At 62.0% G+C, this 21,785-nt stretch carries 19 protein-coding genes and 1 tRNA gene; 15 read left to right on the forward strand and 5 right to left on the reverse strand.

From position 1 onward, the window contains the following. Positions 1-68 precede the first annotated feature (68 nt). Positions 69-1,142 carry a multiple monosaccharide ABC transporter substrate-binding protein gene (chvE, locus tag GR158_RS02960; RefSeq protein WP_134646826.1) on the reverse strand — a complete coding sequence of 358 codons (1,074 nt, stop codon included), beginning with the start codon at positions 1,140-1,142 and terminating at the stop codon, positions 69-71. A gap of 254 nt (positions 1,143-1,396) precedes the next feature. Here chvE and GR158_RS02965 point away from each other — a divergent pair, with 254 nt between their 5' ends. Together GR158_RS02965 and GR158_RS02970 are read left to right on the forward strand one after the other, a co-directional pair. Next, positions 1,397-2,404 carry a LysR family transcriptional regulator gene (locus tag GR158_RS02965; RefSeq protein WP_134646824.1) on the forward strand — a complete coding sequence of 336 codons (1,008 nt, stop codon included), beginning with the start codon at positions 1,397-1,399 and terminating at the stop codon, positions 2,402-2,404. 22 nt (positions 2,405-2,426) lie between these two features. Then, complete coding sequence (locus GR158_RS02970) at positions 2,427-2,915, forward strand: hypothetical protein (protein WP_160869846.1); 489 nt, start codon at positions 2,427-2,429, stop codon at positions 2,913-2,915. On the opposite strand, the gene GR158_RS02975 is transcribed toward GR158_RS02970, so the two are convergent. After that, the gene (locus GR158_RS02975) at positions 2,912-3,142 is read right to left on the reverse strand and encodes a hypothetical protein (RefSeq protein ID WP_160869848.1); all 231 of its coding nucleotides are present in this window, start codon (positions 3,140-3,142) and stop codon (positions 2,912-2,914) included. The two genes, GR158_RS02970 and GR158_RS02975, sit on opposite strands and share 4 nt — an antisense overlap. A 191-nt stretch (positions 3,143-3,333) precedes the next feature. Between GR158_RS02975 and GR158_RS02980 the strand changes: the two genes are divergently transcribed. From GR158_RS02980 to iolG, 5 genes are all read left to right on the forward strand, one after another. Then, the gene (locus GR158_RS02980; RefSeq protein ID WP_160869850.1) at positions 3,334-4,146 is read left to right on the forward strand and encodes a TIM barrel protein; all 813 of its coding nucleotides are present in this window, start codon (positions 3,334-3,336) and stop codon (positions 4,144-4,146) included. Positions 4,147-4,395: 249 nt separating this feature from the next. Then, a complete protein-coding gene (locus GR158_RS02985) occupies positions 4,396-5,325 on the forward strand; it encodes a sugar ABC transporter substrate-binding protein (protein ID WP_160869852.1) in 930 nt (309 codons plus the stop codon). 90 nt (positions 5,326-5,415) lie between these two features. Beyond that, the gene (locus GR158_RS02990; RefSeq protein WP_246665511.1) at positions 5,416-6,954 is read left to right on the forward strand and encodes a sugar ABC transporter ATP-binding protein; all 1,539 of its coding nucleotides are present in this window, start codon (positions 5,416-5,418) and stop codon (positions 6,952-6,954) included. A gap of 32 nt (positions 6,955-6,986) precedes the next feature. Next, positions 6,987-8,006 carry an ABC transporter permease gene (locus GR158_RS02995; RefSeq protein WP_134646811.1) on the forward strand — a complete coding sequence of 340 codons (1,020 nt, stop codon included), beginning with the start codon at positions 6,987-6,989 and terminating at the stop codon, positions 8,004-8,006. Positions 8,007-8,098: 92 nt separating this feature from the next. Beyond that, a complete protein-coding gene (gene iolG, locus GR158_RS03000) occupies positions 8,099-9,091 on the forward strand; it encodes an inositol 2-dehydrogenase (RefSeq protein ID WP_134646809.1) in 993 nt (330 codons plus the stop codon). Positions 9,092-9,152: 61 nt separating this feature from the next. Here iolG and GR158_RS03005 read toward each other — a convergent pair whose 3' ends face one another. Then, a complete protein-coding gene (locus GR158_RS03005; protein WP_160869854.1) occupies positions 9,153-10,370 on the reverse strand; it encodes an ROK family transcriptional regulator in 1,218 nt (405 codons plus the stop codon). 243 nt (positions 10,371-10,613) lie between these two features. On the opposite strand from GR158_RS03005, the gene xylF reads away from it, so the two are divergent. The 5 genes from xylF to GR158_RS03030 all read left to right on the forward strand — a co-directional run bounded on the left by xylF (position 10,614) and on the right by GR158_RS03030 (position 15,819). Further along, positions 10,614-11,654, forward strand: coding sequence for a D-xylose ABC transporter substrate-binding protein (gene xylF, locus GR158_RS03010; protein ID WP_134646805.1), 1,041 nt, complete (start codon positions 10,614-10,616; stop codon positions 11,652-11,654). A gap of 164 nt (positions 11,655-11,818) precedes the next feature. Further along, a complete protein-coding gene (locus GR158_RS03015; RefSeq protein ID WP_134646803.1) occupies positions 11,819-13,129 on the forward strand; it encodes a sugar ABC transporter permease in 1,311 nt (436 codons plus the stop codon). A 12-nt stretch (positions 13,130-13,141) separates the two neighbouring features. Beyond that, positions 13,142-13,927 carry an ATP-binding cassette domain-containing protein gene (locus GR158_RS03020; protein ID WP_134646800.1) on the forward strand — a complete coding sequence of 262 codons (786 nt, stop codon included), beginning with the start codon at positions 13,142-13,144 and terminating at the stop codon, positions 13,925-13,927. A gap of 150 nt (positions 13,928-14,077) precedes the next feature. Then, a tRNA-Arg gene (locus tag GR158_RS03025) sits at positions 14,078-14,154 on the forward strand. Positions 14,155-14,358: 204 nt separating this feature from the next. Further along, positions 14,359-15,819, forward strand: a complete 1,461-nt coding sequence (locus GR158_RS03030) for a site-specific integrase (RefSeq protein WP_160869856.1) — start codon at positions 14,359-14,361, stop codon at positions 15,817-15,819. An 11-nt stretch (positions 15,820-15,830) separates the two neighbouring features. Here the strand turns inward: GR158_RS03030 and GR158_RS03035 are convergent, their stop codons facing one another. Further along, positions 15,831-17,486, reverse strand: a complete 1,656-nt coding sequence (locus tag GR158_RS03035) for a recombinase family protein (protein WP_160869858.1) — start codon at positions 17,484-17,486, stop codon at positions 15,831-15,833. 268 nt (positions 17,487-17,754) lie between these two features. On the opposite strand from GR158_RS03035, the gene GR158_RS03040 reads away from it, so the two are divergent. The 3 genes from GR158_RS03040 to GR158_RS03050 all read left to right on the forward strand — a co-directional run bounded on the left by GR158_RS03040 (position 17,755) and on the right by GR158_RS03050 (position 21,019). Then, the gene (locus GR158_RS03040) at positions 17,755-19,335 is read left to right on the forward strand and encodes a flagellar hook protein FlgE (RefSeq protein WP_160869860.1); all 1,581 of its coding nucleotides are present in this window, start codon (positions 17,755-17,757) and stop codon (positions 19,333-19,335) included. A 139-nt stretch (positions 19,336-19,474) separates the two neighbouring features. Further along, the gene (locus tag GR158_RS03045) at positions 19,475-19,921 is read left to right on the forward strand and encodes a hypothetical protein (protein WP_160869862.1); all 447 of its coding nucleotides are present in this window, start codon (positions 19,475-19,477) and stop codon (positions 19,919-19,921) included. Positions 19,922-20,233: 312 nt separating this feature from the next. Then, positions 20,234-21,019 carry a DUF2958 domain-containing protein gene (locus tag GR158_RS03050; RefSeq protein ID WP_160869864.1) on the forward strand — a complete coding sequence of 262 codons (786 nt, stop codon included), beginning with the start codon at positions 20,234-20,236 and terminating at the stop codon, positions 21,017-21,019. 52 nt (positions 21,020-21,071) lie between these two features. Here the strand turns inward: GR158_RS03050 and GR158_RS03055 are convergent, their stop codons facing one another. Then, positions 21,072-21,743, reverse strand: coding sequence for an AAA family ATPase (locus tag GR158_RS03055; protein ID WP_160869866.1), 672 nt, complete (start codon positions 21,741-21,743; stop codon positions 21,072-21,074). Positions 21,744-21,785: the final 42 nt, after the last annotated feature.

Below are 21,785 nucleotides of genomic sequence, written 5' to 3' on the forward strand. Positions count from 1 at the left end.
TTCGCTCTGCGATCCGGAGAAAAGAGGGTCCGCACGCGACGCGCGAACCCCCGGGAACAAAAGAACGATCAGTTCTTGATCTGGTCTTCCGTGTAGTAGTGCGAGTCCGTGACGAGGATCTTCTCGGCATTGGACTTGTCCACGGCGACCGGCTTCAGCAGGTAGGACGGAACGACCTTGACGCCGTTGTCGTAGGTCTTGGTGTCGTTCACTTCCGGCTCCTTGCCTTCCATGATCGCGTTGACCATGCCAACGGTGACCTTGGCGAGTTCGCGCGTGTCCTTGAAGACCGTCGAATACTGTTCGTCGGCGAGGATCGACTTGACGGACGGCAGTTCGGCGTCCTGACCGGTGACGATGGCCATCGGCTGGTCGCCCGAGCCGTAGCCGACGCCCTTCAGGGCCGAGATGATGCCGATGGAAAGGCCGTCATAGGGCGACAGAACGCCATCGACGCGGCCATCGGTATAGGTCGAGGACAGCAGGTTTTCCATGCGGGCCTGAGCGACCGCGCCATCCCAACGCAGCGTGCCGACGGTTTCCATGCCGGTCTGGCCGGACTTGATGACGATGTCACCCTTGTCGATCAGCGGCTGGAGAACCGACATCGCGCCGTCGTAGAAGAAGAAGGCGTTGTTGTCATCAGGCGAGCCGCCGAAGAGCTCGACGTTCCACGGCTTGGTGTCCGGGAACTTCGCCTTGAGGCCGTCGACGAGGCTGGTGGCCTGGAGCACGCCGACCTGGAAGTTGTCGAAGGTGGCGTAGTAGCTGACATTGCCCGAGTCGCGGATGAGGCGGTCATAGGCGATGACCTTTACGCCGGCATCGGCAGCCTTCTGGAGAATGTCGGACAGCGTCGTGCCGTCGATGGCGCCGATGACCAGAACCTTGGCACCCTTGGTGACCATGTTCTCGATCTGGGCCAGCTGGTTCGGGATATCGTCGTCGGCAAACTGCAGGTCCGGGGTATAGCCGGCTTCCTTGAACAGCTTTTCCATCGTCTCGCCGTCGGAAATCCAGCGGGTGGACGTCTTGGTGGGCATGGAGATGCCGACCATGCCCTTATCCTGGGCAAAGGACGGCGCCACGAACGACGCGACGCTCATGGCAGCGGCGGCGAGCAGCGAAGTGATCATTTTCATTGAAAGGTCTCTCCCTTTTGCGCACTGGCCCGAACTTCCAGCCAGGCATTGTTCTGTGCGCGATGGGCCGCATTCAGACGGCGGTCCAGACTGGCGGATACTTCGTCCAGCCGTTCCCCTCCCCAGAGCCCAGCGCACATTCCGCAAAAAATCCACGGAATTGCCATAACTGTCAAATGCAATAAGCTTCTAAAGAGATATCAAAATTGATATATAAAAGCCGATATATATTATTTTTAGGAAAAGCGATCGCAATGCGCTCCGATGACACAAGAGACGATCCAGGCTTCATCGACGAGGGCGCCGATGCCCTGCAGAATGTCGGCCTGCTGCGCAGCGGCCTCAAGCTCAACCACCTGCGCATGATCCTCGCCATCGAGGAGCACAAGCAGGTCAGCGCCGCCGCCGACGTCCTCAACATCTCGCAACCTGCCGCCTCCCGCATGCTGACGGACATGGAGACCATTCTCAAGGCACAGCTTTGTGAACGCGCGGCGCGGGGCGTCACGCTCACCGCCGCGGGCCGGGCGCTCGCGCGGCGCGCCCGCGCCATCCTGCTGGAATTGCGCGAGGTCGACCGCGAGCTTTCGGCGCTGAAATCCGGCACCGGCGGCTCGGTCTTTCTGGGCTCGGTGACGGCACCGGCCATCAGCCTGGCCGTGCCCGCCATCAAGCAGGTCAGCGCCGCCTATCCCGGCATCGAGGTGAATGTGCGCGTTGAAACAAGCAACGTTCTCGCCCGCGAATTGCTTGACGCGAAACAGGATTTCATCATCGCCCGTGTGCCCGACGACCTCAATCCGCGTCTGTTCGACGTCACCGAGATCGGCATCGAGAAGGCCTGCCTCATCGTGCGCAAGGGGCATCCGCTGACGGAAAAGCCGGTCGTCCAGTTGACCGACCTGCCGCATTACGACTGGGTCTTCCAGTCCGCCGGCACGCTTTTGCGCCGGCGCATCGAGGAGCTGTTCATCGCCGCCGGCGTGCCGTTGCCGTCCACCGTCGTCAACACCTCGTCGATCCTGCTCACGACCGCCATCGTGCACGGCTCGAACGCGATTGCCCCCGTCGCGCGCGACATGGCGACCTTCATCGCCGATGTCGGCGCGCAGGCCGGCGAAATCCGCATTCTCAACACAGATTTCGAGATTGACATCAAGCCTTACAGCCTTATCTCGGTCAAAGGGCGGGCGCTGCCACCCAGCGCCAAACTGCTCTACGATCTGATCTGGCAGCGCAGCCAGACGCTCTCGCCGGAATGAGCAAGGACACACGATGCTCGGCATGACGGTTTTCGAATCGGTACTGGAAAGGCTGAAGGCCGAGGCGCTTCAGGCCGAGCCGGAAGACGACGCCGAGCCGATTGCGCCGGTTCCGACGATCCGCGGCCTGACCAGCGGCTTTACCGGTCCCGGCGGCAACGACGCCTTCGTTTCCGGCTCGCAGGCGGCCGCCGCCTATCTCGATCTCTACGAGGAGACGACTCCGCCGGAGCCCGTCGAGCCCGCACCGTCTCCCCCGCCCCCGGCGCCACCGCCGCATCTGTTGCGCACCACGCCCGAGGAGGTGGCCGACGATCTGGCGCTGGATGGAACGGAAAGCGTCGATGATCTCGTCGGGCTGCGCCGGCGTTTCGCACGCGAGAACCATCCCGACCAGGCCCCGCCGGCCATGCGCGCCAACGCCACTCTGCGCATGAAGATCGCCAACATGCTGATCGACGAAACGATCCGGCGGATCAACGTGGAAAAGAGCCTCGGCCTATCGCGCTAGCTCTTTGTTTCGCCAGTCTCTTCCGCCGATTTTTCGGCGGCGGCGGACGGCTTGAAGAAGAGGATTAGGTTGGCGAAGACATAGGCGGTCACGACGAGGAAGATCGTGCCCCAGGTCTGCTCGTTGTTGTAGAATTCCACAGCCGTCCATGCGGCGCACACCGCGACCAGCAGCAGCCGCCGCCACAGCGGACGGTAGAACGGGTGGTCGGTGTCGATGATTTTCATGAACGTCTCCTCGGGCCTCTCGCGCCTACATAGGCGGTTTTCCGGCATTAGGAAACCGGCTTTGCGTTCGCCTGCGACCCAAAGGCAGCGTCGCAACAATCGGCTTTGACGCCCCCTCCTGAACTGCCGATCATCGTGCGTGCATGCGAGACCGCCGCTCGGCGGTGCCACGGACCGGAGGAAAACCATTCATGCCGCAGCTGACCTTTGCCCTCAACCACATGACCGCTCCAACCCTGCCGCTCGAAAGCTTTTTCGCCCTGGCGGCCGACCTTGGGATCGCGGCGATCGAAATCCGCAACGACCTGCCAGGCAACGCCATTCTCGACGGCACGACGCCCGCCGACGTGAAGGCAGCGGCGCGGCGTCACGGCCTCACCATCGTCTCCATCAACGCCCTGCAACGCTTCAACGAATGGTCGCCCGACCGTGAGGCCGAAGCGCGTTCGCTCATCGACTACGCCGCCGCCTGCGGCCCGCAGGCGCTGGTGCTCGTGCCGACGAACGACGGCACCGGACAAGCCGACGGCGAACGACAGACCCATCTGCGCGCGGCCCTGACGGCACTCAAACCGCTGCTGGATGAGGCCGGCATCATCGGGCTCGTCGAACCGCTCGGGTTCGAAACCTGCTCGCTTCGCTCGAAGCGGGAAGCCGCTGAGGCGATCCGATCCGTTGGCGGTGCCGGTACGTTCCGCCTCGTGCACGACACGTTCCATCATCACCTTGCCGGTGAACCCGCGCTCTTTGCGGACCTGACGGGCCTCGTCCACATCTCGGGCGTCGAGGACAGCGGCATTTCCATCGGCGATATGCGTGACGGCCACCGGGTGCTGGTCGGCCCCGGCGACAGGCTGGGCAATATCGAGCAGATCAAGGCGCTGGTTGCCGCCGGCTATGCTGGGCCGCTCTCCTTCGAACCCTTCGCATCCGCCGTCCATGACCTGCCCGACCCGCAGGCCGCCATCGCCCGGAGCATGGCTTTCCTTCGCGAAACCGTCTGAGCGCACGAAGCGGACCACACGTCCCGCCGCTGCTTATCCCTGCCCCTCATGTCGAACCCGGACTGCAATGGAACAGACTTGACGCCATGCGCACAAAATGGAATAAACATTCCGAAGTTTGAAATTTGCGGTTTGTTTATTCTGTTTTGATCCTTGCATCCTGGGAGGAGCGAAGGTCATGGGCCCGCAAGGGCCGACCATCCGGATATGTCTGTGGTGCGCCGGACACCACCTTGAGGAGGATACGACATGAAAAGATTCATCCTTGGCTCGGCGCTTGCCGTCATGATGTCCACCGCCGCCCATGCCGAGACGATCGGCGTGACGATGGCGCAGTTCGACGACAACTTCCTGACCGTTCTGCGCAACGGCATGTCCGATTACGCCAAGACGATGGACGGCGTGCAGCTGCAGATCGAGGACGCGCAGAACGACGTCGCCAAGCAGCAGAGCCAGATCCAGAACTTCATCGCCTCCGGCGTCGATGCCATCATCGTGACCGCGGTCGACACCGATGCGACCGCCGCCATGTCGAAGGCCGCGGCCGATGCGGGCATTCCGCTCGTCTACGTCAACCGCGAGCCGGTCAATGTCGACCAGCTTCCCGAAAAGCAGGCGTTCGTCGCTTCGGAAGAAACCGTCGCCGGCACGCTGGAAACGCAGGAAGTCTGCCGCCTGCTCAACGGCAAGGGCAAGGCCGTCGTCATGATGGGCGAGCTTTCCAACCAGGGTGCCCGTATGCGCACCAAGGCCGTCCATGACGTTCTCGCCACCGACGCATGCAAGGGCATCGAAATCGTCGAGGAACAGACCGCCAACTGGCAGCGCACGCAGGGCCAGGACCTCGTCACCAACTGGCTGGCTGCCGGCGTCGAATTCGACGCCGTGATCGCCAACAACGACGAGATGGCGATCGGCGCGGTCCAGGCGCTCAAGGCCGCCGGCCGCTCGATGGACAGCGTCGTCATCGCAGGCGTCGACGCCACCCAGGACGCGCTCGCCGCAATGGCAGCCGGCGATCTCGACGTCACCGTCTTCCAGGACGCGGCCGGCCAGGGCAAGGGCGCGCTCGACGCGGCGATCAAGCTTGCCAAGGGCGAGAAGGTCGAGGCGAAGGTCTACATCCCCTTCCAGCTCGTGACCCCCGCCAACATCGCCGACTACCAGCAGAAGAACTGATCGAACAGGGCATCGAAAGCCCATGACAGGGAGGGCCGCGCCTTCGCGCGCGGTCCTCCGGTTTCAGGTCGATCCGGGAGGGAGAGGACGATGGTCAGTCCGACCACCATGGCCGCGGTTCGCGCAAGCGGCGCCATTCCGAATGCCGAATACCTGCTGTCCGCAGAGGGCATCCGCAAGGAATTTCCAGGTGTCGTCGCGCTCGACGACGTGGAATTCAAGCTCAAGCGTGGCTCGGTGCATGCGCTGATGGGCGAAAACGGCGCGGGCAAGTCCACGCTGATGAAGATCCTTGCCGGCATCTACACGCCCGACCAGGGCGAGGTGCTGCTGAAGGGCCAGAAGATCCGCCTGCAATCACCGCTCGACGCCTTGGAAAACGGCATCGCCATGATCCATCAGGAACTGAACCTGATGCCCTTCATGACGGTCGCTGAAAACATCTGGATCCGTCGCGAGCCGAAGAACCGCTTCGGCTTCGTCGACCACGGCGAGATGAACCGCAAGACGGCCGCGCTGTTCAAGCGTCTCAACATTACCATGGACCCGGAAACGCAGGTCCGCGACCTCTCCGTCGCCAACCGCCAGATGGTGGAGATAGCCAAGGCCGTCTCCTATGAAAGCGACGTCCTCATCATGGACGAGCCGACCTCCGCGCTGACCGAGCGCGAGGTGGCCCACCTCTTCACGATCATCCGCGACCTGCGTTCGCAGGGCATCGGCATCGTCTACATCACCCACAAGATGAACGAGCTGTTCGAGATCGCCGACGAATTCTCGGTGTTCCGCGACGGCAAGTATATCGGCACGCACGCCTCCAGCGACGTGACCCGCGACGACATCATCCGCATGATGGTGGGCCGCGAAATCACGCAGATGTTCCCCAAGGAAGACGTACCGATCGGCGATGTCGTCCTGTCGGTGAAGGACTTGAGCCTCAAGGGTGTTTTCCACGACGTGTCCTTCGATGTGCGCGCCGGCGAAATCCTCGGTATCGCCGGGCTCGTCGGCTCGGGCCGCTCGAATGTCGCCGAGGCGATCTTCGGGGTGGTGCCGGCCACGTCGGGCACGATCTCGATCAATGGCAAGGAAGTCGACATCGACAGCCCGAACACGGCGATCAGGCACCGCATGGCGTTCCTGACCGAAGACCGCAAGGAGACCGGCTGCCTGCTGATCCTCGACATCCTCGAGAACATGCAGATCGCCGTTCTCCAGGACCGGTTCGTCAAGGGCGGCTTCGTTTCCGAGGGAGAGCTGGCGAAGGTCTGCGAGGAGATGAGCCGCAAGCTGCGCGTCAAGACGCCGAACCTGTCGGAGCGCATCGAGAACCTGTCGGGCGGCAACCAGCAGAAGGTGCTGATCGGCCGCTGGCTTCTGACCAATCCGCGCATTCTCATCCTCGACGAGCCGACGCGCGGCATCGACGTCGGCGCCAAGGCCGAAATCCACCGTTTCGTGACCGAGCTCGCGCGCGATGGCGTGGCCGTGATCATGATCTCGTCGGAAATGCCCGAGGTTCTCGGCATGAGCGACCGCGTCATGGTCATGCATGAGGGGCGCGTCACGGGCTTCCTCGACCGCGCCGAGGCGACGCAGATCAAGGTCATGGAACTGGCAGCCCAGTAAATTCAGGCCCAACGGCCACCAGGGAGGTAATCATGAGCACGAATTCCGCAGCGCAGGCACAGGCCGCAGCGCAGAAATCTGCCCGCCGGCTCCCGCCGGAACTCAACATCTTTCTCGTCCTCATCGGCATCGCGCTGGTCTATGAAGTCCTCGGCTGGATCTTCGTCGGCCAGAGCTTCCTGATGAACACCCAGCGCCTGACGATCATCATCCTCCAGGTCGCGGTCATCGGAATCATCGCGGTGGGCGTGACGCAGGTCATCATCACCGGCGGCATCGATCTGTCGTCGGGCTCGGTCGTCGGCATGACGGCGATGTTCAGCGCCTCCCTCGCCCAGGCCTCCACCTGGCCGCGCGCGCTCTATCCCTCGCTGACCGACCTGCCGGTCATCGTGCCGCTCGCCGTCGGCATCGGCGTCGGCCTGCTCGCCGGCATCATCAACGGGCAGCTGATCGCCAGGACCAAGATCCCGCCCTTCATCGCGACACTCGGCATGATGGTGTCGGCGCGCGGTATGTCCAAGTGGTACACGAAAGGCCAGCCGGTCTCGGGCCTCACCGAGCAGTTCACCTTCATCGGCACCGGCATCTGGCCCGTCGTCATCTTCCTGGTCGTCGCCGTAATCTTCCACATCGCGCTGCGCTACACGCGCTATGGTAAGTTCACCTATGCCATCGGCGCCAATGTGCAGGCAGCGCGCGTCTCCGGCATCAATGTCGAATCGCATCTCGTGAAGGTCTATGCCATCGCCGGCGCGCTGGCCGGCCTCGCCGGCGTCGTCACGGCGGCGCGCGCCCAGACGGCCCAGGCCGGCATGGGCGTGATGTACGAACTCGACGCCATCGCGGCCACCGTCATCGGCGGCACCTCGCTTGCCGGCGGCGTCGGCCGCATCACCGGCACGGTCATCGGCACCGTCATCCTCGGCGTCATGACCTCGGGCTTTACCTTCCTGCGCGTCGACGCCTACTATCAGGAAATCGTCAAGGGCGTGATCATCGTGGCCGCCGTGGTCGTCGACGTCTACAGACAGAAGAAGCGCAAGACGTGATTTAAAAGAGCGAATAGGGAGTAGCGAATAGCTATGCCTTTTCAAAAACTATTCGCTATTCCCCACTCGCTACTCACTCACATGAGGACAACATGACTGTAAGATTTGGTCTTCTCGGCGCCGGCCGTATCGGCAAGGTCCATGCCAAGGCCGTGACCGGCAATCCGGACGCCAGGCTGGTCGCGGTCGCCGATGCCTTCCCGGCGGCGGCCGAGGCCATCGCCCAGCAATATGGCTGCGACGTGCGCACGATCGAGGCCATCGAGGCAGCAAGCGACATCGATGCCGTCGTGATCTGCACGCCGACGGACACCCATGCCGATCTGATCGAGCGCTTCTCGCGCGCCGGCAAGGCCATCTTCTGCGAAAAGCCGATCGATCTCTCGGTCGAGCGCGTCAGGGCTTGCATGAAGGTGGTCGAGGAGACCAAGGGCAAGCTGATGGTCGGCTTCAACCGCCGCTTCGATCCGCATTTCATGGCCGTGCGCAAGGCTATCGACGACGGCCGCATCGGCGACGTCGAGATGGTGACGATCACCTCGCGCGACCCGGGCGCCCCGCCGGTGGACTATATCAAGCGGTCGGGCGGCATCTTCCGCGACATGACGATCCATGACTTCGACATGGCGCGCTTCCTGCTCGGCGAAGAGGTGGCAACGGTTTCGGCAACTGCCGCCGTGCTGGTCGATCCGGAAATCGGCAAGGCCGGCGACTATGACAGCGTCTCCGTCATCCTCCAGACGAAGTCCGGCAGGCAGGCCATCATTTCCAACTCGCGCCGCGCCACCTACGGCTACGACCAGCGCATCGAGGTGCACGGCTCCAAGGGCGTCGTCTCGGCCGAAAACCAGCGCCCGGTCTCCATCGAGATCGCCAATGGCGACGGCTATACGCGCCCGCCGCTGCACGACTTCTTCATGACCCGCTACACGGAAGCCTATGCCAACGAGATCGCGAGCTTCATTGCTGCAATCGAGAAGGGCGCCACGATCACGCCGTCCGGCGCCGATGGCCTTGCGGCCCTGCTGCTCGCCGATGCCGCCGTGAAATCCGTGGAAGAGAAACGGCAGATCGCCGTCGCCTGACGGCCGTCTCCTCCCAAGCAACTGGCCGGGCGCTTCGTCGTCCGGCCTTTTTTGTCGGGCGTCATTCCGCGGCCTTGGCCGCGATGATGTCGTGATCCATCTCCGCAAGCGCGCGGGCGAGATGCCCTTCCAGCGCCAGCGTTGCCTCCTCCGGCACGATGGAGATCGGCGGCGCGCCGAAAAGGCGGACCTGCTGCGATTGCGCGAGCCCCTCCTCCACGCCGCGCTGCATGAGATCGAAGTAACGCGTGCCAGGCCCGGTGATGGCGATCGGCATGGTCTCGTAGAGGCTCACCATGCGCGACAGCCCCTGCCCCAGCGCAAGGCCCGCCTGGCGGAAAGCGTATTCGGACATGCGGTGGCCCTGGCGGGCCCTGAGCGCGATCTTGTCCATTTCCGCGAGCGGCACGAACTTGGCCGGGATGGTATCCGGCGGCACTTCGAACGCGGTGCGCAGGATGCCGTAAAAGCCCGCGGAGGCCTCGATGCAGCCCTGCGCGCCGCACCGGCAGAGCTTGCCATCCGCCGAATTGAGCATATGGCCGAAATTCGGCGCCGTGACGCTCAGTTCGCCCATGTGATCGAAACGGGCGATGCCAAGTCCGATACTGTGCCCGAGCGACAGGGCCGCCACGGCATGCAGATCGTTCACGCGCGCCTTTTCCATGCGCGAGGCCATGGCATGGGCCACCAGCAGCGTTTCGTTGCTGAGCAGGATCTTCGCCCGCCAGGCCGGCTGGAGCAGAGCGGCGAAATCGACCTGCTGCGCCCCGAAGACCGGCGACCAGACCAGCCGCGCCGATGCCGGATCCACGAGCCCCTTGCTGCTGATGGAGACGACGAGCACATCGTCGCGCCGGATCTGCGACCGCTCCACCAGCCTTTCAAGCGCCGCCACAAAGGAGGCCGCGAACGGCCCGGTCGAGACATCCGCATGATTGCGCGGCTCCTCGAAACGGTCGAGCAGCGTGCCGCCATAGTCGGCCAACGAATATTGCACCATATCGGACGAGATGCGCACGGCGATGAGATAACCGGCTTCGCGTCGCTGCCCGAAGATGACGCGGGGACGTCCGCGCGAGGCCGCCGCCTGCTGTTCGCGGCGCTCCAGAACCTCCGCCCTCTCCAGATCCGCGGTGATGGCGGAGACGGTGGCGGATGCCAGGCCGGTATGCTGGGAAATGTCGGTGTGGGCGAGCGGGCCATGCCGGCGAAGCGATGCCAGAACGAGCGCGCTGTTTTGCTGACGCACAAGCTCCGTGCTCGATTTTGTCAGCATCTTTCGATTCCATTCGCTCTTTCAGGCGGCAACACATGCTCCTCCCAAAGCATCTGTCACGCTGTCGTTCAAGGCCTTCACGCCCTGGTTGACAGCCTGGAAAACTTCTGACATTTATTTTCTCGACTGTCGAGAAAAAAGTCCCGGCATTGTCGGGAGGGGCATCGAGGCAGTATTTTCGTGACCGGTCGTTGATGGGGCGGGAGGTTCGCCCGGCGGCCGGCGTTCACTTGGGAGGATATTATGAAGTCCGTTTTGAAGCTGATGGCAGGGGCTGCCATCATCGTTTCCATGCATTCCGCTGTTCACGCCAAGGACCTCGTGGTCGGCGTTTCCTGGTCCAACTTCCAGGAAGAGCGCTGGAAAACCGACGAAGCCGCCATCAAGGCCGCTCTCGAGGCAACCGGCGACAAGTACATTTCCGCTGACGCCCAGTCGTCGGCAGCCAAGCAGCTGACCGACGTCGAGTCGCTGATCGCCCAGGGCGCCAACGCCATCATCGTGCTTGCCCAGGACAGCGACGCCATCGGCCCGGCCATCGAGAAGGCCGCGGCAGAAGGCATCCCGGTCGTCGGTTACGACCGCCTGATCGAGAACCCCTCGGCCTTCTACATCACCTTCGACAACAAGGAAGTCGGCCGCATGCAGGCCCGCGAAGTGTTCAAGGTGAAGCCGGAAGGCAACTACGTCTTCATCAAGGGCAACTCGGCCGATCCGAACGCCGACTTCCTCTTCGCCGGTCAGCAGGAAGTGCTGAAGGAAGCGATCGATGCCGGCAAGATCAAGAATGTCGGCGAAGCCTACACCGATGGCTGGAAGCCGGAAAATGCCCAGAAGAACATGGAGCAGTTCCTGACGGCGAACGACAACAAGGTCGACGCGGTCGTCGCCTCGAATGACGGCACGGCCGGCGGTGCGATTGCCGCACTCGCAGCCCAGGGCCTTGCCGGTTCCGTTCCGGTTTCCGGCCAGGATGCCGACCACGCCGCGCTCAACCGCGTCGCGCTCGGCACGCAGACGGTCTCCGTCTGGAAGGACTCGCGTGAACTCGGCAAGCGCGCCGCGGAAATCGCAGCCCAGCTCGCCGGCGGCAAGACCATGGACGAAATCGAAGGCGTCACCACCTTCAACGGCGGCCCGAAGGGCGTCGAGATGAAGTCTGTCTTCCTCGCACCGCTGCCCATCACCAAGGACAACCTGAACGTCGTCATCGACGCGGGCTGGATCTCCAAGGAAGCAGCCTGCCAGGGCGTTGCCGCCGGCTCCGTCGCGGCCTGCAACTGACCGCCCGCATCCGGGCAACAAGCTGACCATTGACCAGGCGCCGCGACCCACACGTTGCGGCGCCTGTGCGAGATCGGCAGCGGGCGCGGGACGAGACGGCAATCGATCCTTGAAAAACCGCCCGGACGGATACGTTCAACAGACATGAGGGGAACGGCAAAGCCATGGCCGACATCACCACTACCGCCGCCAATCGCGCGCGATCGGCAAGCGAGAACCCGGTGAAGCGCTTCTTTCGCGCCACCGAAATCGACACGCGCCTGCTCGGCATGGTCGGTGCCCTGCTGATCATCTGGATCGGCTTCAACATCCTGTCGGGCGGCCTGTTCCTGACACCGCGCAACCTGTGGAACCTCTCCGTTCAGACCGCGTCCGTCGCCGTCATGGCGACCGGCATGGTGCTGGTCATCGTCACGCGCAACATCGATCTCTCGGTCGGCTCCATCCTCGGCTTCGTCGGCATGATCATGGGCGTGCTGCAGGCCGAAATCCTGCCGCAGGTGCTGGGCTTCAACCACCCGGCAACCTGGATCCTCGCCCTTCTCGCGGGCCTGTTGCTCGGCGCGGCCATCGGTGCGCTGCACGGCGCGATCATCGCCTTCCTCAACGTTCCCTCCTTCATCGTCACGCTCGGCGGCCTTCTCGTCTGGCGCGGCGCCACCTGGTTCGTCACCAGCGGCCGCACGGTCGCGCCCATGGATGCCACGTTCCGCCTGATGGGCGGCGGCACCGAAGGCTCGATCGGCGCCACGGCAAGCTGGATCGTCGGCGCGCTGGCCTGCATCGCGATCGTCGCCACCATCATCAATTCGCGCAAGCAGCGCCAGCGCTTCGGCTTCCCGCAACGGCCGATGTGGGCGGAATATTTCCTCACCGCCGTCGGTTGCGCGCTGGTGCTCGGCGCCATCGCCGTCGTCAACAGCTATCCCTGGCCGGTCGCCATCGCCCGCAAGTATGCCGATGCCAACGGCATCGCCTGGCCTGACGGCGGGCTCTTCATTCCGCACGGCATCGCCATTCCCGTGCTGATCGCCATCATCGTCGGCATCGTCATGACCTTCATCGCCACGCGCCTGCGCTTCGGCCGCTACGTCTTCGCGCTCGGCGGCAACCCGGAAGCGGCCGAGCTCGCCGGCATCAAGACACGCTGGGTGACGGTCAAGATCTTTGCGCTGATGGGCATGCTCTGCGCCATCGCCGCCGCCATCTCCACCGCCCGCCTGAATGCCGCGACCAACGCGCAGGGCGAGCTCGACGAGCTCTACACGATCGCGGCTGCCGTGATCGGCGGCACGTCGCTTGCCGGCGGCATGGGCACAATCGCCGGCGCCATGCTCGGCGCCCTCGTCATGCAATCGCTGCAATCGGGCATGGTGCTGGTTGGCATCGATACCCCGTTCCAGCGCATCGTGGTCGGTATGGTCCTCGTCGTCGCCGTCTGGCTCGACACGGTCTACCGCGCCCGCGCCAAGTAAGGAGCCGCACCAATGACGGACACTCGTACGCCCCTCGTGGAGATGAGGAACATCTCCATTTCCTTCGGCGGCATCCACGCCGTCGACAACGCCTCCGTCGACCTTTATCCCGGCGAGGTCGTGGCGCTGCTCGGCCACAACGGCGCGGGCAAGTCGACGCTGATCAAGATCCTCTCCGGCGCCTACAAGCGCGACAGCGGCGACATCCTGATCAACGGCGAACCCGCCGACATCAACAACCCGCGCGACGCCAAGAAATACGGCATCGAGACGATCTACCAGACGCTCGCCGTCGCCGACAATGTTGACGCCGCCGCCAACCTCTATCTCGGCCGCGAGCTGCGCACCCCCTGGGGCACGCTCGACGATGTGGCGATGGAGGCCAAGACGCGCGAGGTGATGGGAAGGCTCAACCCGAACTTCCAGCGCTTCAAGGAGCCGGTAAAGGCGCTTTCCGGCGGCCAGCGCCAGTCGGTGGCGATCGCCCGCGCCATTCTGTTCAACGCCCGCATCCTCATCATGGACGAGCCGACGGCAGCGCTTGGCCCACAGGAGACCGCGCAGGTCGGCGAACTCATCAAGCAGCTGAAGAAGGAGGGTATCGGCATCTTCCTGATCAGCCACGACATCCACGACGTCTTCGACCTCGCCGATCGCGTCTCGGTGATGAAGAACGGCCAGGTCGTGGGACACGCCCGCACCGAGGACGTCACCAAGGACGAGGTGCTCGGCATGATCATCCTCGGCAAGGTGCCCGAAAAGGCCATCCCCGGCCCCGGCGCCATGCAGACCACCTGATCCACCCGACAACGGAAGCCGCCCCCCGGCGGCTTCCGCCTCGCCGCCACAGCCAGCCATCAGTTCACCTTTTCTCCAATTTCCCGATTGAAGCCCGCCCCCACCTGGGCTAAGAACCCTTCATCGGACAGGCGATTCATCGCCCTGGATGCACCCGTAGCTCAGCTGGATAGAGTGTTGGATTCCGATTCCAAAGGTCGCAGGTTCGAATCCTGCCGGGTGCGCCATTTAACTACTTGATTTCATTGATTTATCAGTTTTTTCTTGTCCTCGCATGCGCTGGAAATAAGCTAGCTCAGTCCTAGCCCAGTAGCGCATGCGCTTGGGAATTCTTCAATGATTTCAAGGTAGCTTTCCGGGGCTTGGACACGTCGCTAGCGCAGTTTCAGCGCAGCGCACCGACCATAGCAACTCGAAAGGTGCCCCACGTTATGCTGCAAAGCCCGGCCTCAACGAAGAACACCCCGTTCGCGCTCTTCCAGCGGGAAGGCACGCGGAACTGGTCGATGCGATATTCGCTCGGCGGCAAGCAATACAAAAAGACCCTCGGAACCGCGAACGAGGAAGAGGCGCTGCAACGGGCCTACGAAATCTGGCACGAACAGAGCTTCCGCAACAAACAGGGTCTGTCGCTAGACAGCCGAACCTTTGTCGAGGTGGCGGAAGAGTTCATTGAGAAGGTAGTGGCTGAGGCCGAGCGCGACGAACGCAGCAAATACCACCCGATCTATTGGCCGCCGATCATTCGCCGTTTCCCGGTCGGCTACTTCGGGGATCGGGCCATCGAGACGATCACCACTGCCGACATCGAACGCTATCTGGAATGGCGTAAGACCTATTGGACGAACGGCCCAGGCATTCACATTCAAAAAATACGATGTGAGCGCGAAGATGGCCGGATTTTCATTCGCCCTGCACCGCGCAAGGTTGCGGCCTTGAGCACCGTCAAGGGCGAGATGGTCATCATCCGCGAGATATTCGAACAGGCGGCGAAATGGGGCTATTGTAAGCCGATCATCATCCCGGCCGTCAAAGCGCGGAAGAAACCAGACACGCGCCGTCCGGGGTTCTCGCCGGAGGAATACGAACGTCTGCTCGGCAAGAGCTTGGAACGAATCAGCGAGCCTCAACAGTCGGTCAGGCTCATCAAAGCGAAAGACGGGCGTGTCTGGACGCAAAGCACTCTCACTGGCCGCGTACGCTCGGATCGTGTTCGCCTGCATGCCTATATCGAATTCATGGCCAGTTCGGGTCTACGTCCCACCGAGGCGAAGAACCTCAAATGGAGCAACATTCTCCGATATCGCGATACGAAAGATTTGCCCCTCTTCCAACAGGATGCACGGCTGCAGGTTCACGGAAAGAGCAAACATGGCGACGCCGTGCCACTGCATGGCGCGATCCAGGCGCTTCATATGTTGTGGAACGTCTTCGTCAGCGAAGTCGGCCGAGAACCCACCGATGACGACCCTGTCTTTGCGGATGCAAGCGGCAAGCCTATTCTTTCGTTCCAGCGTAGCTTGAACGCTTTGCTCAAGGCGGCAGACTTGGAACGCGATCAGCGGGGCGTCAAGCGAACCGCCTATTCATTTCGGCATTTCTATATCTCACAGATGCTCGCGAACAATGTCTCGATCCATCATGTCGCCCGTAATACCCGCACCTCGATCGCGATGATCGACAAGCACTACGCTCAGGTCAATACCGAACAGATCAAGGACTTCCTCCGTCCTGGCGAGGAAGACTTGATGAAGGAACCGAAGCTACTCGATGACGAGACCTACGACGAAATCGCTCTCCTGGAGAAGCGATTGGCCGAGTTGAAGGCCGGATCGACAACGGAGCGCACCGCTGACAAGCTTTCGCAAAGATACGGTGCGCGGCGTGCATAATCTAACGCGCTTCAGGCGGCTTGCGTCTTCGTGACCGGCATTGCGGACCACATTTGATGTCGGCAGGAGACTCGACCACCGGAAAGTCGATGCACGACGATGCCGTTTTCTACGATCAGCGTGGTTGAGCAATCGCCGCTGTCAAAGCTGATTTCCGTGATGATTTCCCTTATCGCAGCATGTGCCTCCGAGCGAAGATCATAGCGGGCAGCGTCGTCGGCTTTCTCCCACGCGGCACGCAGCCTGCCGATGCGGTCGCATGTTGCCGTGGGACTATTGTGCCGAATTGACCGGCGCAGACGTTCTGCCTGCTGGTGCCGTAGCTCGGCCTCAATGGCTTGCCGTTCCGCTTGCCGGGTCTTGAGCAACCCGAGGATCGCGTCCAGTGGCTGGCCGTCGCCCTCGATGGCCTGTGCAAGCCGTTGCTCCTTTCTGCGAAGCTCCTCCAGTTGCAGCGTCAACACGGCAACCGTCTCATCAAGCTCCCGGCGAGCACCGTCAAACCTTGCCGCTTGCAGGGTCTCCGCCAGATTGATTTCCCTGACGTGGTCGAGGATCGCGGCCTCAAGCGGTTCATACCGGAAATGCCGGTTGCCATCGGCGCAGCGATGCCCCCGCACATAGTTCGCGCAGACGAGATAGCGACTGTTTTCATTGCCTTTGACCCGGCTTATCTTCATCGTCATCGGTCCGCCGCAATGCGCGCAGTGGCAAAGCCCGGTGAAGAGATTGGCGAAGGTATTCCCCTTGCGGCCGGACTTGCCCGGATTGCTCCGTAGGGCCTGCACGCGAAGAAACAAATCCTTGTCGATGGCAGCGGGGAAATAGTCGGCAATCGGATCGCCATCCGGCACGCGCTTGCCATCAGCTATCCGATGCGGCTGGAACATGCCGATGACATCTTGGCGGGTGAGCAACGCCTTGATGACGCTCTGATACCATCCATCCTTGCTCTTGAACGCTGGCACCCCGGCAGCATTGAGCTTGCGCGCGATCACCGTCGCGCCAAGCCCACGCGTCGCCATCTCGTAAATGGCCTTTACCGTCTCCGCGTGGTGGTTCAACGTGAACTCGTAGCGGTTCGCATCGATCCGCTTGGCGTCGATCCAGGCGGGCGTGATGCTGGTGATATGCCCTTTGCCTTCGCGTGCCTGTTCCCGCTTGCGTTTCGCGACCGCGCTGATGCGTTCGCTCTTCGTCTGGCTCTCCTCATGCCCCCGCGACATCACCGCAAGCCCAATGATGAGCTTGGTCCAGTCGCCGTTGAGCCGGTCACGGCTGTAAATCTGCCGATCCTCGCCCAATGTCACGATGACGATGCCGGCATTGATGATCGCCATGAACAGCGTCAACGCATCCGGCACGGCTTCGCGCGACAGCCGGTCGAGGCTTTCGATCAGCAGATAGCTGCCCTTGGGGATCTGCCCGCTCTCGACCATCGCAAGGAACCGGCCGAGCGCGCCGGTCTTGAAGTTCCTGCCCTTCCATGCGCTGACGCCCAAGTCCTGCAAGCTGTCGTCCAGAAGCAGAGAGTGTTCGTCCGCAAACGCCTTCGACCGCTCAAGCTGTCGGCGCAGGCTGTCCCCGCGAAGCTGCTTGCGGGTGCTCATACGGACATAGGAATAAGCACGGATCGGAAAGGTGCTGTTACTATCTTCGGTGCTCATGACGGCCTCCTCGTGTTGCGATCCGCTAACATGGGGTTGTCGGGCGGGCGAGCATGAGGGAGTGCCGGGTGCAAATGGCTGCACCGGTGTAAGGCTGCGGCTTGCATGGAAAAATGGCAGAAATCGCCATCGATTCGAGCGAATACTAGCGCAACCCCAGCGATTAAAGAACCGCTAAATTCCACGAGCGCAAAGGCTGCCATACGCACACAGGCGTGGCTTGCGGACTATCGGATGGAAGCAAGCAAGACTTGGCGGGGCTACCAGAATGAGCTTATACGGAACCATGCGCACCGGCGTTTCCGGCATGAACGCACAGGCGAACCGCCTGAGCACTGTCGCCGACAACATCGCCAACGCAAACACGACAGGCTACAAGAAGGCCTCTACCCAGTTTTCCTCGCTGATCCTGCCTACGACCGGCGGCGCCTACAATTCCGGTGGCGTAACAACAGACGTACGCTATTCGATTTCCGCGCAAGGCACCTTCACGTACACGACGTCGGCAACGGATCTCGCCATCAACGGGCAAGGCTTTTTCATCGTCAGGGGAACCGACGGTATGGAATACATGACCCGTGCCGGCGCCTTCACCGCGATGGATGATGGTACGCTGCGGAACTCCGCCGGGTTCACATTGATGGGCTACGAATATTCCTCCACCGAGGACCCGACCATCGTCATCAACGGTTTTGCCGGTCTGTCGGAGATCAACCTTGCGCAACAGGCGTTGAGTGCAACGGGCTCCACAAGCGGCGTCTTGGATGCGAACCTGCCTGCGAATGCCGAAATCGGCTATTCGAAATCGACGTCGCTAACGGCCTTCGACAGTTTGGGTAACACGCGCCTGCTGGATTTCACGTACACGAAGATTGCCGACAACACATGGTCGGTCGATGTCTACTATGCCGGCGTCCCGCTCAGCGGCGTACCGGTCGTCCCATCGAGCACTGCCGTGGTTTCCGGCAATCTGGATGCCTCCGCACCCGTCGGAACGACCTATTCGGCCCCTTCGACCTTCTACGACCAGAATGGCGCGTTGCAGGTGCTCGACTGCGACTATGTGATGACCACCGATGGCTGGGAGTTCACGGTCAGCTATGCCGGAGACGTGTTATTTTCGGATCAACTGCATGCGGACGAATTCGACGCCGCCGGCGACTACCTCGATCCGGAGGATATCGTGCTGCCTCAAATGGACCTCGGCGGCGGCGTCTTGTTCGGCCCGATAACGATTTCACAGGTCGGCCTGACATCGCTTCCCGCACCGTCCACCATCAGCCAGACGTTCAACGGCAGTCCGGCGATGCCGGGTGGGATCGAGTTGCAGTTCGATGCAAGCGGCAAGCTCGTCACACCCGCATCGTTATCGCTCCTGGGGCTGACGGATAACGGCGCGGTGCTCAATCCGCTCGACATCGACATATCCGGTTCCACGCAGCTTGCCGCTGATTTCGGCGTTTCCAACGGCAGGATCGACGGGAATGGAGCCAGCAAGGTCGTCGGCTACGAGATCAGCGATGAAGGCGTTATTTTCCTCAAATACGACAATGGCGAGCTCTCGGCAAAGTACCGCATCGCCATGGCATCGGTTCAAAGCCCCGACAAGCTGAATACGCTACCCGGCAACATCTACACCCAGAGCAACGCGTCGGGCGTCGTCGTCATGGGTTATGCCGGCAACGGCGGTTTCGGCGCGATCCTTTCCGGCGCGCTGGAGGATTCGAACGTCGATATCGCCGAGGAACTGACGAGCATGATCGAAGCGCAGCGGAACTATACGGCCAACTCCAAGGTGTTTCAGACAGGTTCGGAGCTTATGGAAGTGCTGGTCAACCTGAAGCGCTAATGCCGTTGTACCGACGTGCTCGGCCGGGAACCGTTAGAGTGACGCATTCAGTTTCGGGTCGGTAGAAATCAATACTCGCCCTTTTGGCAGACGGCTGTATCCGGGAAACACGTTCAACGGTTTCGGAAAGGATCACAGCATGTCCCACCTCAAGGCTCTCAAGCTCACCTCCGCAGTTCCTGTTCGCGCCGCCGTCGATCCGGTACAGCGTTCGCGGGAAAAGATGATCGCGGCGCTGATCGAGCAGAAGCAGATGGCCGAGGCGAAGATCGGCGGTCAGGCGTTCACGCCGACGCATGTCGTGCGCAGGAAGAACGCGGAAGGTGTTCGCGTCGAGGTCGAAGCGCCTAAGCGCGTGCGTCAGGGCTGGTTCACCGATGGCAACGGCAAGGTGTTTTTCGCACTGCGCTATGCGGGCAAGGCTATCGAATTCGCAAAGGACAAGAACGCCATCGAGGCCGGCGAGCTTTCAGCACTGCCGAAGGTCATCGACACGCTGGTCGAAGCTGTCCGGGCTGGCGAACTCGACACGCAACTGACCGCTGCTGCCGCCGAACGCGGCCAGGCGCTGCGCAAGTCGAAGTAAACCGCGCAGTTTTCGCGGGACAAGCATCCGAAGGCCATGGGATCATATGATCCCATGGCCTTCGTGCGTGCCGGCAGGGCCGGAACGCTGTCAAAGAGCGCCACGGACGCGTGTATGGGTCTCCGCGCTGTCGCATACATATTTGTTCTTCGCCGCGTTCCTTGACGCTCCTGTGCATCTGCGCGATGCGCGTTGCCGCTGGGAGCAGCGTCGATCAGCGCGTGTCCGGCCAATACCCCGCCGACAGCACTCTTCGCTCGACCTTTGCATCATCTGGAACTTTGTTCCCGCCGAGACCGAAGCGAGGACAGAATGCACAGCCAGCAATATGACGGAGACGCCGACAATCGCGGATGGATCGAGCAAGCGCAAATCGACCTCGCCATGTTGTTTTCGACCGACCTGCATGTGGGGTCCGAACGTCTCTACAGGATCAAGCGCAAAGGCACGTCGCTGAACCTGCGATACGAGGTCGATGGCGAACTACACCAGCGCAGTTATCTGTCGGCGTTGTCATGGCGGGCAATCCTGCTGTTTGCGCTGACCGAAGGGAAATCCGTAACCATCCACGAGATGGATCAGCCCTGCCGATATCGGCGGCTGTTCCCACATACGCTGCTGCGCCGTCTTCAATGGCATGCGCGGCCCGATGCGAATTTTCCGCCGGTCGCTCGGCTCTACGATCCACTTGGTAAGACCGTCATGCTGCTGACCCGGAGCCGCGTTTGTGGTCACGCCGTCGATGCCCTGCACAATCTCACCGATGCTGGCCCGGTGTTTCAGCCTTTGTGGATTTCCGACATCATGGCGTTGCGTCCGATGCTCGGCACCGAGCTTGTCCGCGACGAGGCGTTTTCAGCCACTATGCCGATAAGCGCGTATCTGGAAGCCGCCGCGATGACGGCCCGGATTGTCGAGGAGCCGGAGCTTGCCGAATTGCCGCTGACCGGCCATGTGCCCCGGCTCGCGATATCGCCGTCATCGAAGGCGGTTGCCAGTGTCTTCGATCAGGCCTGCCGGGAGAACCCAGCAATGGTGGACCTGCGAGGCAGGACGATCTACGACGACTACGACTGGAATTCGCTGGATGGACGTTGATGAGGACAAATCCGGGGCCGGCTCACCCCGGATTTGTCGTGTTCCACGACAATTAGGCCCCTGCGGTGGCCTTGCTGATACCGCGCATCCTGCGAAGGCCGACTAGGTCTTCAAGGCGCTGGAACATCTGCCGATAGCTCAGCCCTCGGATATAGGCATAGTCTGCACCCAGCACATGCAAAAGCTTCTCGTCGGAAATCGCCTCGCCTTCCGCAGTCAAAATCGTCTGCGCCAGCGGCAGAAGCTCACCAGGCATCGGCCAAGGACAATGGGCGACCTTGCAACGGTCGCGAATAGGCGCGGCCAGTTTCTCAAGATGGTTCGTCGTCAGGATGAACAGCGTATAGGGCATCAGCCTGTCGATTTCGGCCTTGAGTGCATTTTGCGCCGAACCGGAAAACCCATCCGCCTCATCGATGATGATGATGCTCAACTGCTTCTCGTTGAACTTCGTCACCGAGGCGAAGGTCGCAATTTTCTCGCGTACGGTATCGATGGAATTCTCCATGCTGCCGTTGATGAACAGGATATCGTGCTGCGACACATCTGCGCAGAGGTTTTCGGCGAGCGCCCGCGCAAAAGCGGTCTTGCCCGTTCCAGCCGGACCGTAGAGCAGCAGGGGTCGCGTGTTGTTACCGCCGACATAGTTCATGGCAGCAAGCTTCTGATCGTAGTGGTGGAAGTCGGACAGCACTTTCGGTCCGTAGGTATCGGCATAATTCATCGTAATCTCCATGTTCGGGAATTGTGGGGTGGCCCTGAGCCA

Origin of the sequence: Shinella sp. AETb1-6 (assembly GCF_009826875.1) — a bacterium.
Taxonomy (GTDB): Bacteria; Pseudomonadota; Alphaproteobacteria; order Rhizobiales; family Rhizobiaceae; genus Shinella; species Shinella sumterensis.

Coding starts and splice junctions, on each gene's coding strand:
- chvE (WP_134646826.1), bottom strand. CDS start 1,142: ATGAAAATGATCACTTCGCTGCTCGCCGCCGCTGCCATGAGCGTCGCG.
- GR158_RS02965 (WP_134646824.1), top strand. CDS start 1,397: ATGCGCTCCGATGACACAAGAGACGATCCAGGCTTCATCGACGAGGGC.
- GR158_RS02970 (WP_160869846.1), top strand. CDS start 2,427: ATGACGGTTTTCGAATCGGTACTGGAAAGGCTGAAGGCCGAGGCGCTT.
- GR158_RS02975 (WP_160869848.1), bottom strand. CDS start 3,142: ATGAAAATCATCGACACCGACCACCCGTTCTACCGTCCGCTGTGGCGG.
- GR158_RS02980 (WP_160869850.1), top strand. CDS start 3,334: ATGCCGCAGCTGACCTTTGCCCTCAACCACATGACCGCTCCAACCCTG.
- GR158_RS02985 (WP_160869852.1), top strand. CDS start 4,396: ATGAAAAGATTCATCCTTGGCTCGGCGCTTGCCGTCATGATGTCCACC.
- GR158_RS02990 (WP_246665511.1), top strand. CDS start 5,416: ATGGTCAGTCCGACCACCATGGCCGCGGTTCGCGCAAGCGGCGCCATT.
- GR158_RS02995 (WP_134646811.1), top strand. CDS start 6,987: ATGAGCACGAATTCCGCAGCGCAGGCACAGGCCGCAGCGCAGAAATCT.
- iolG (WP_134646809.1), top strand. CDS start 8,099: ATGACTGTAAGATTTGGTCTTCTCGGCGCCGGCCGTATCGGCAAGGTC.
- GR158_RS03005 (WP_160869854.1), bottom strand. CDS start 10,370: ATGCTGACAAAATCGAGCACGGAGCTTGTGCGTCAGCAAAACAGCGCG.
- xylF (WP_134646805.1), top strand. CDS start 10,614: ATGAAGTCCGTTTTGAAGCTGATGGCAGGGGCTGCCATCATCGTTTCC.
- GR158_RS03015 (WP_134646803.1), top strand. CDS start 11,819: ATGGCCGACATCACCACTACCGCCGCCAATCGCGCGCGATCGGCAAGC.
- GR158_RS03020 (WP_134646800.1), top strand. CDS start 13,142: ATGACGGACACTCGTACGCCCCTCGTGGAGATGAGGAACATCTCCATT.
- GR158_RS03030 (WP_160869856.1), top strand. CDS start 14,359: ATGCTGCAAAGCCCGGCCTCAACGAAGAACACCCCGTTCGCGCTCTTC.
- GR158_RS03035 (WP_160869858.1), bottom strand. CDS start 17,486: ATGAGCACCGAAGATAGTAACAGCACCTTTCCGATCCGTGCTTATTCC.
- GR158_RS03040 (WP_160869860.1), top strand. CDS start 17,755: ATGAGCTTATACGGAACCATGCGCACCGGCGTTTCCGGCATGAACGCA.
- GR158_RS03045 (WP_160869862.1), top strand. CDS start 19,475: ATGTCCCACCTCAAGGCTCTCAAGCTCACCTCCGCAGTTCCTGTTCGC.
- GR158_RS03050 (WP_160869864.1), top strand. CDS start 20,234: ATGCACAGCCAGCAATATGACGGAGACGCCGACAATCGCGGATGGATC.
- GR158_RS03055 (WP_160869866.1), bottom strand. CDS start 21,743: ATGAATTATGCCGATACCTACGGACCGAAAGTGCTGTCCGACTTCCAC.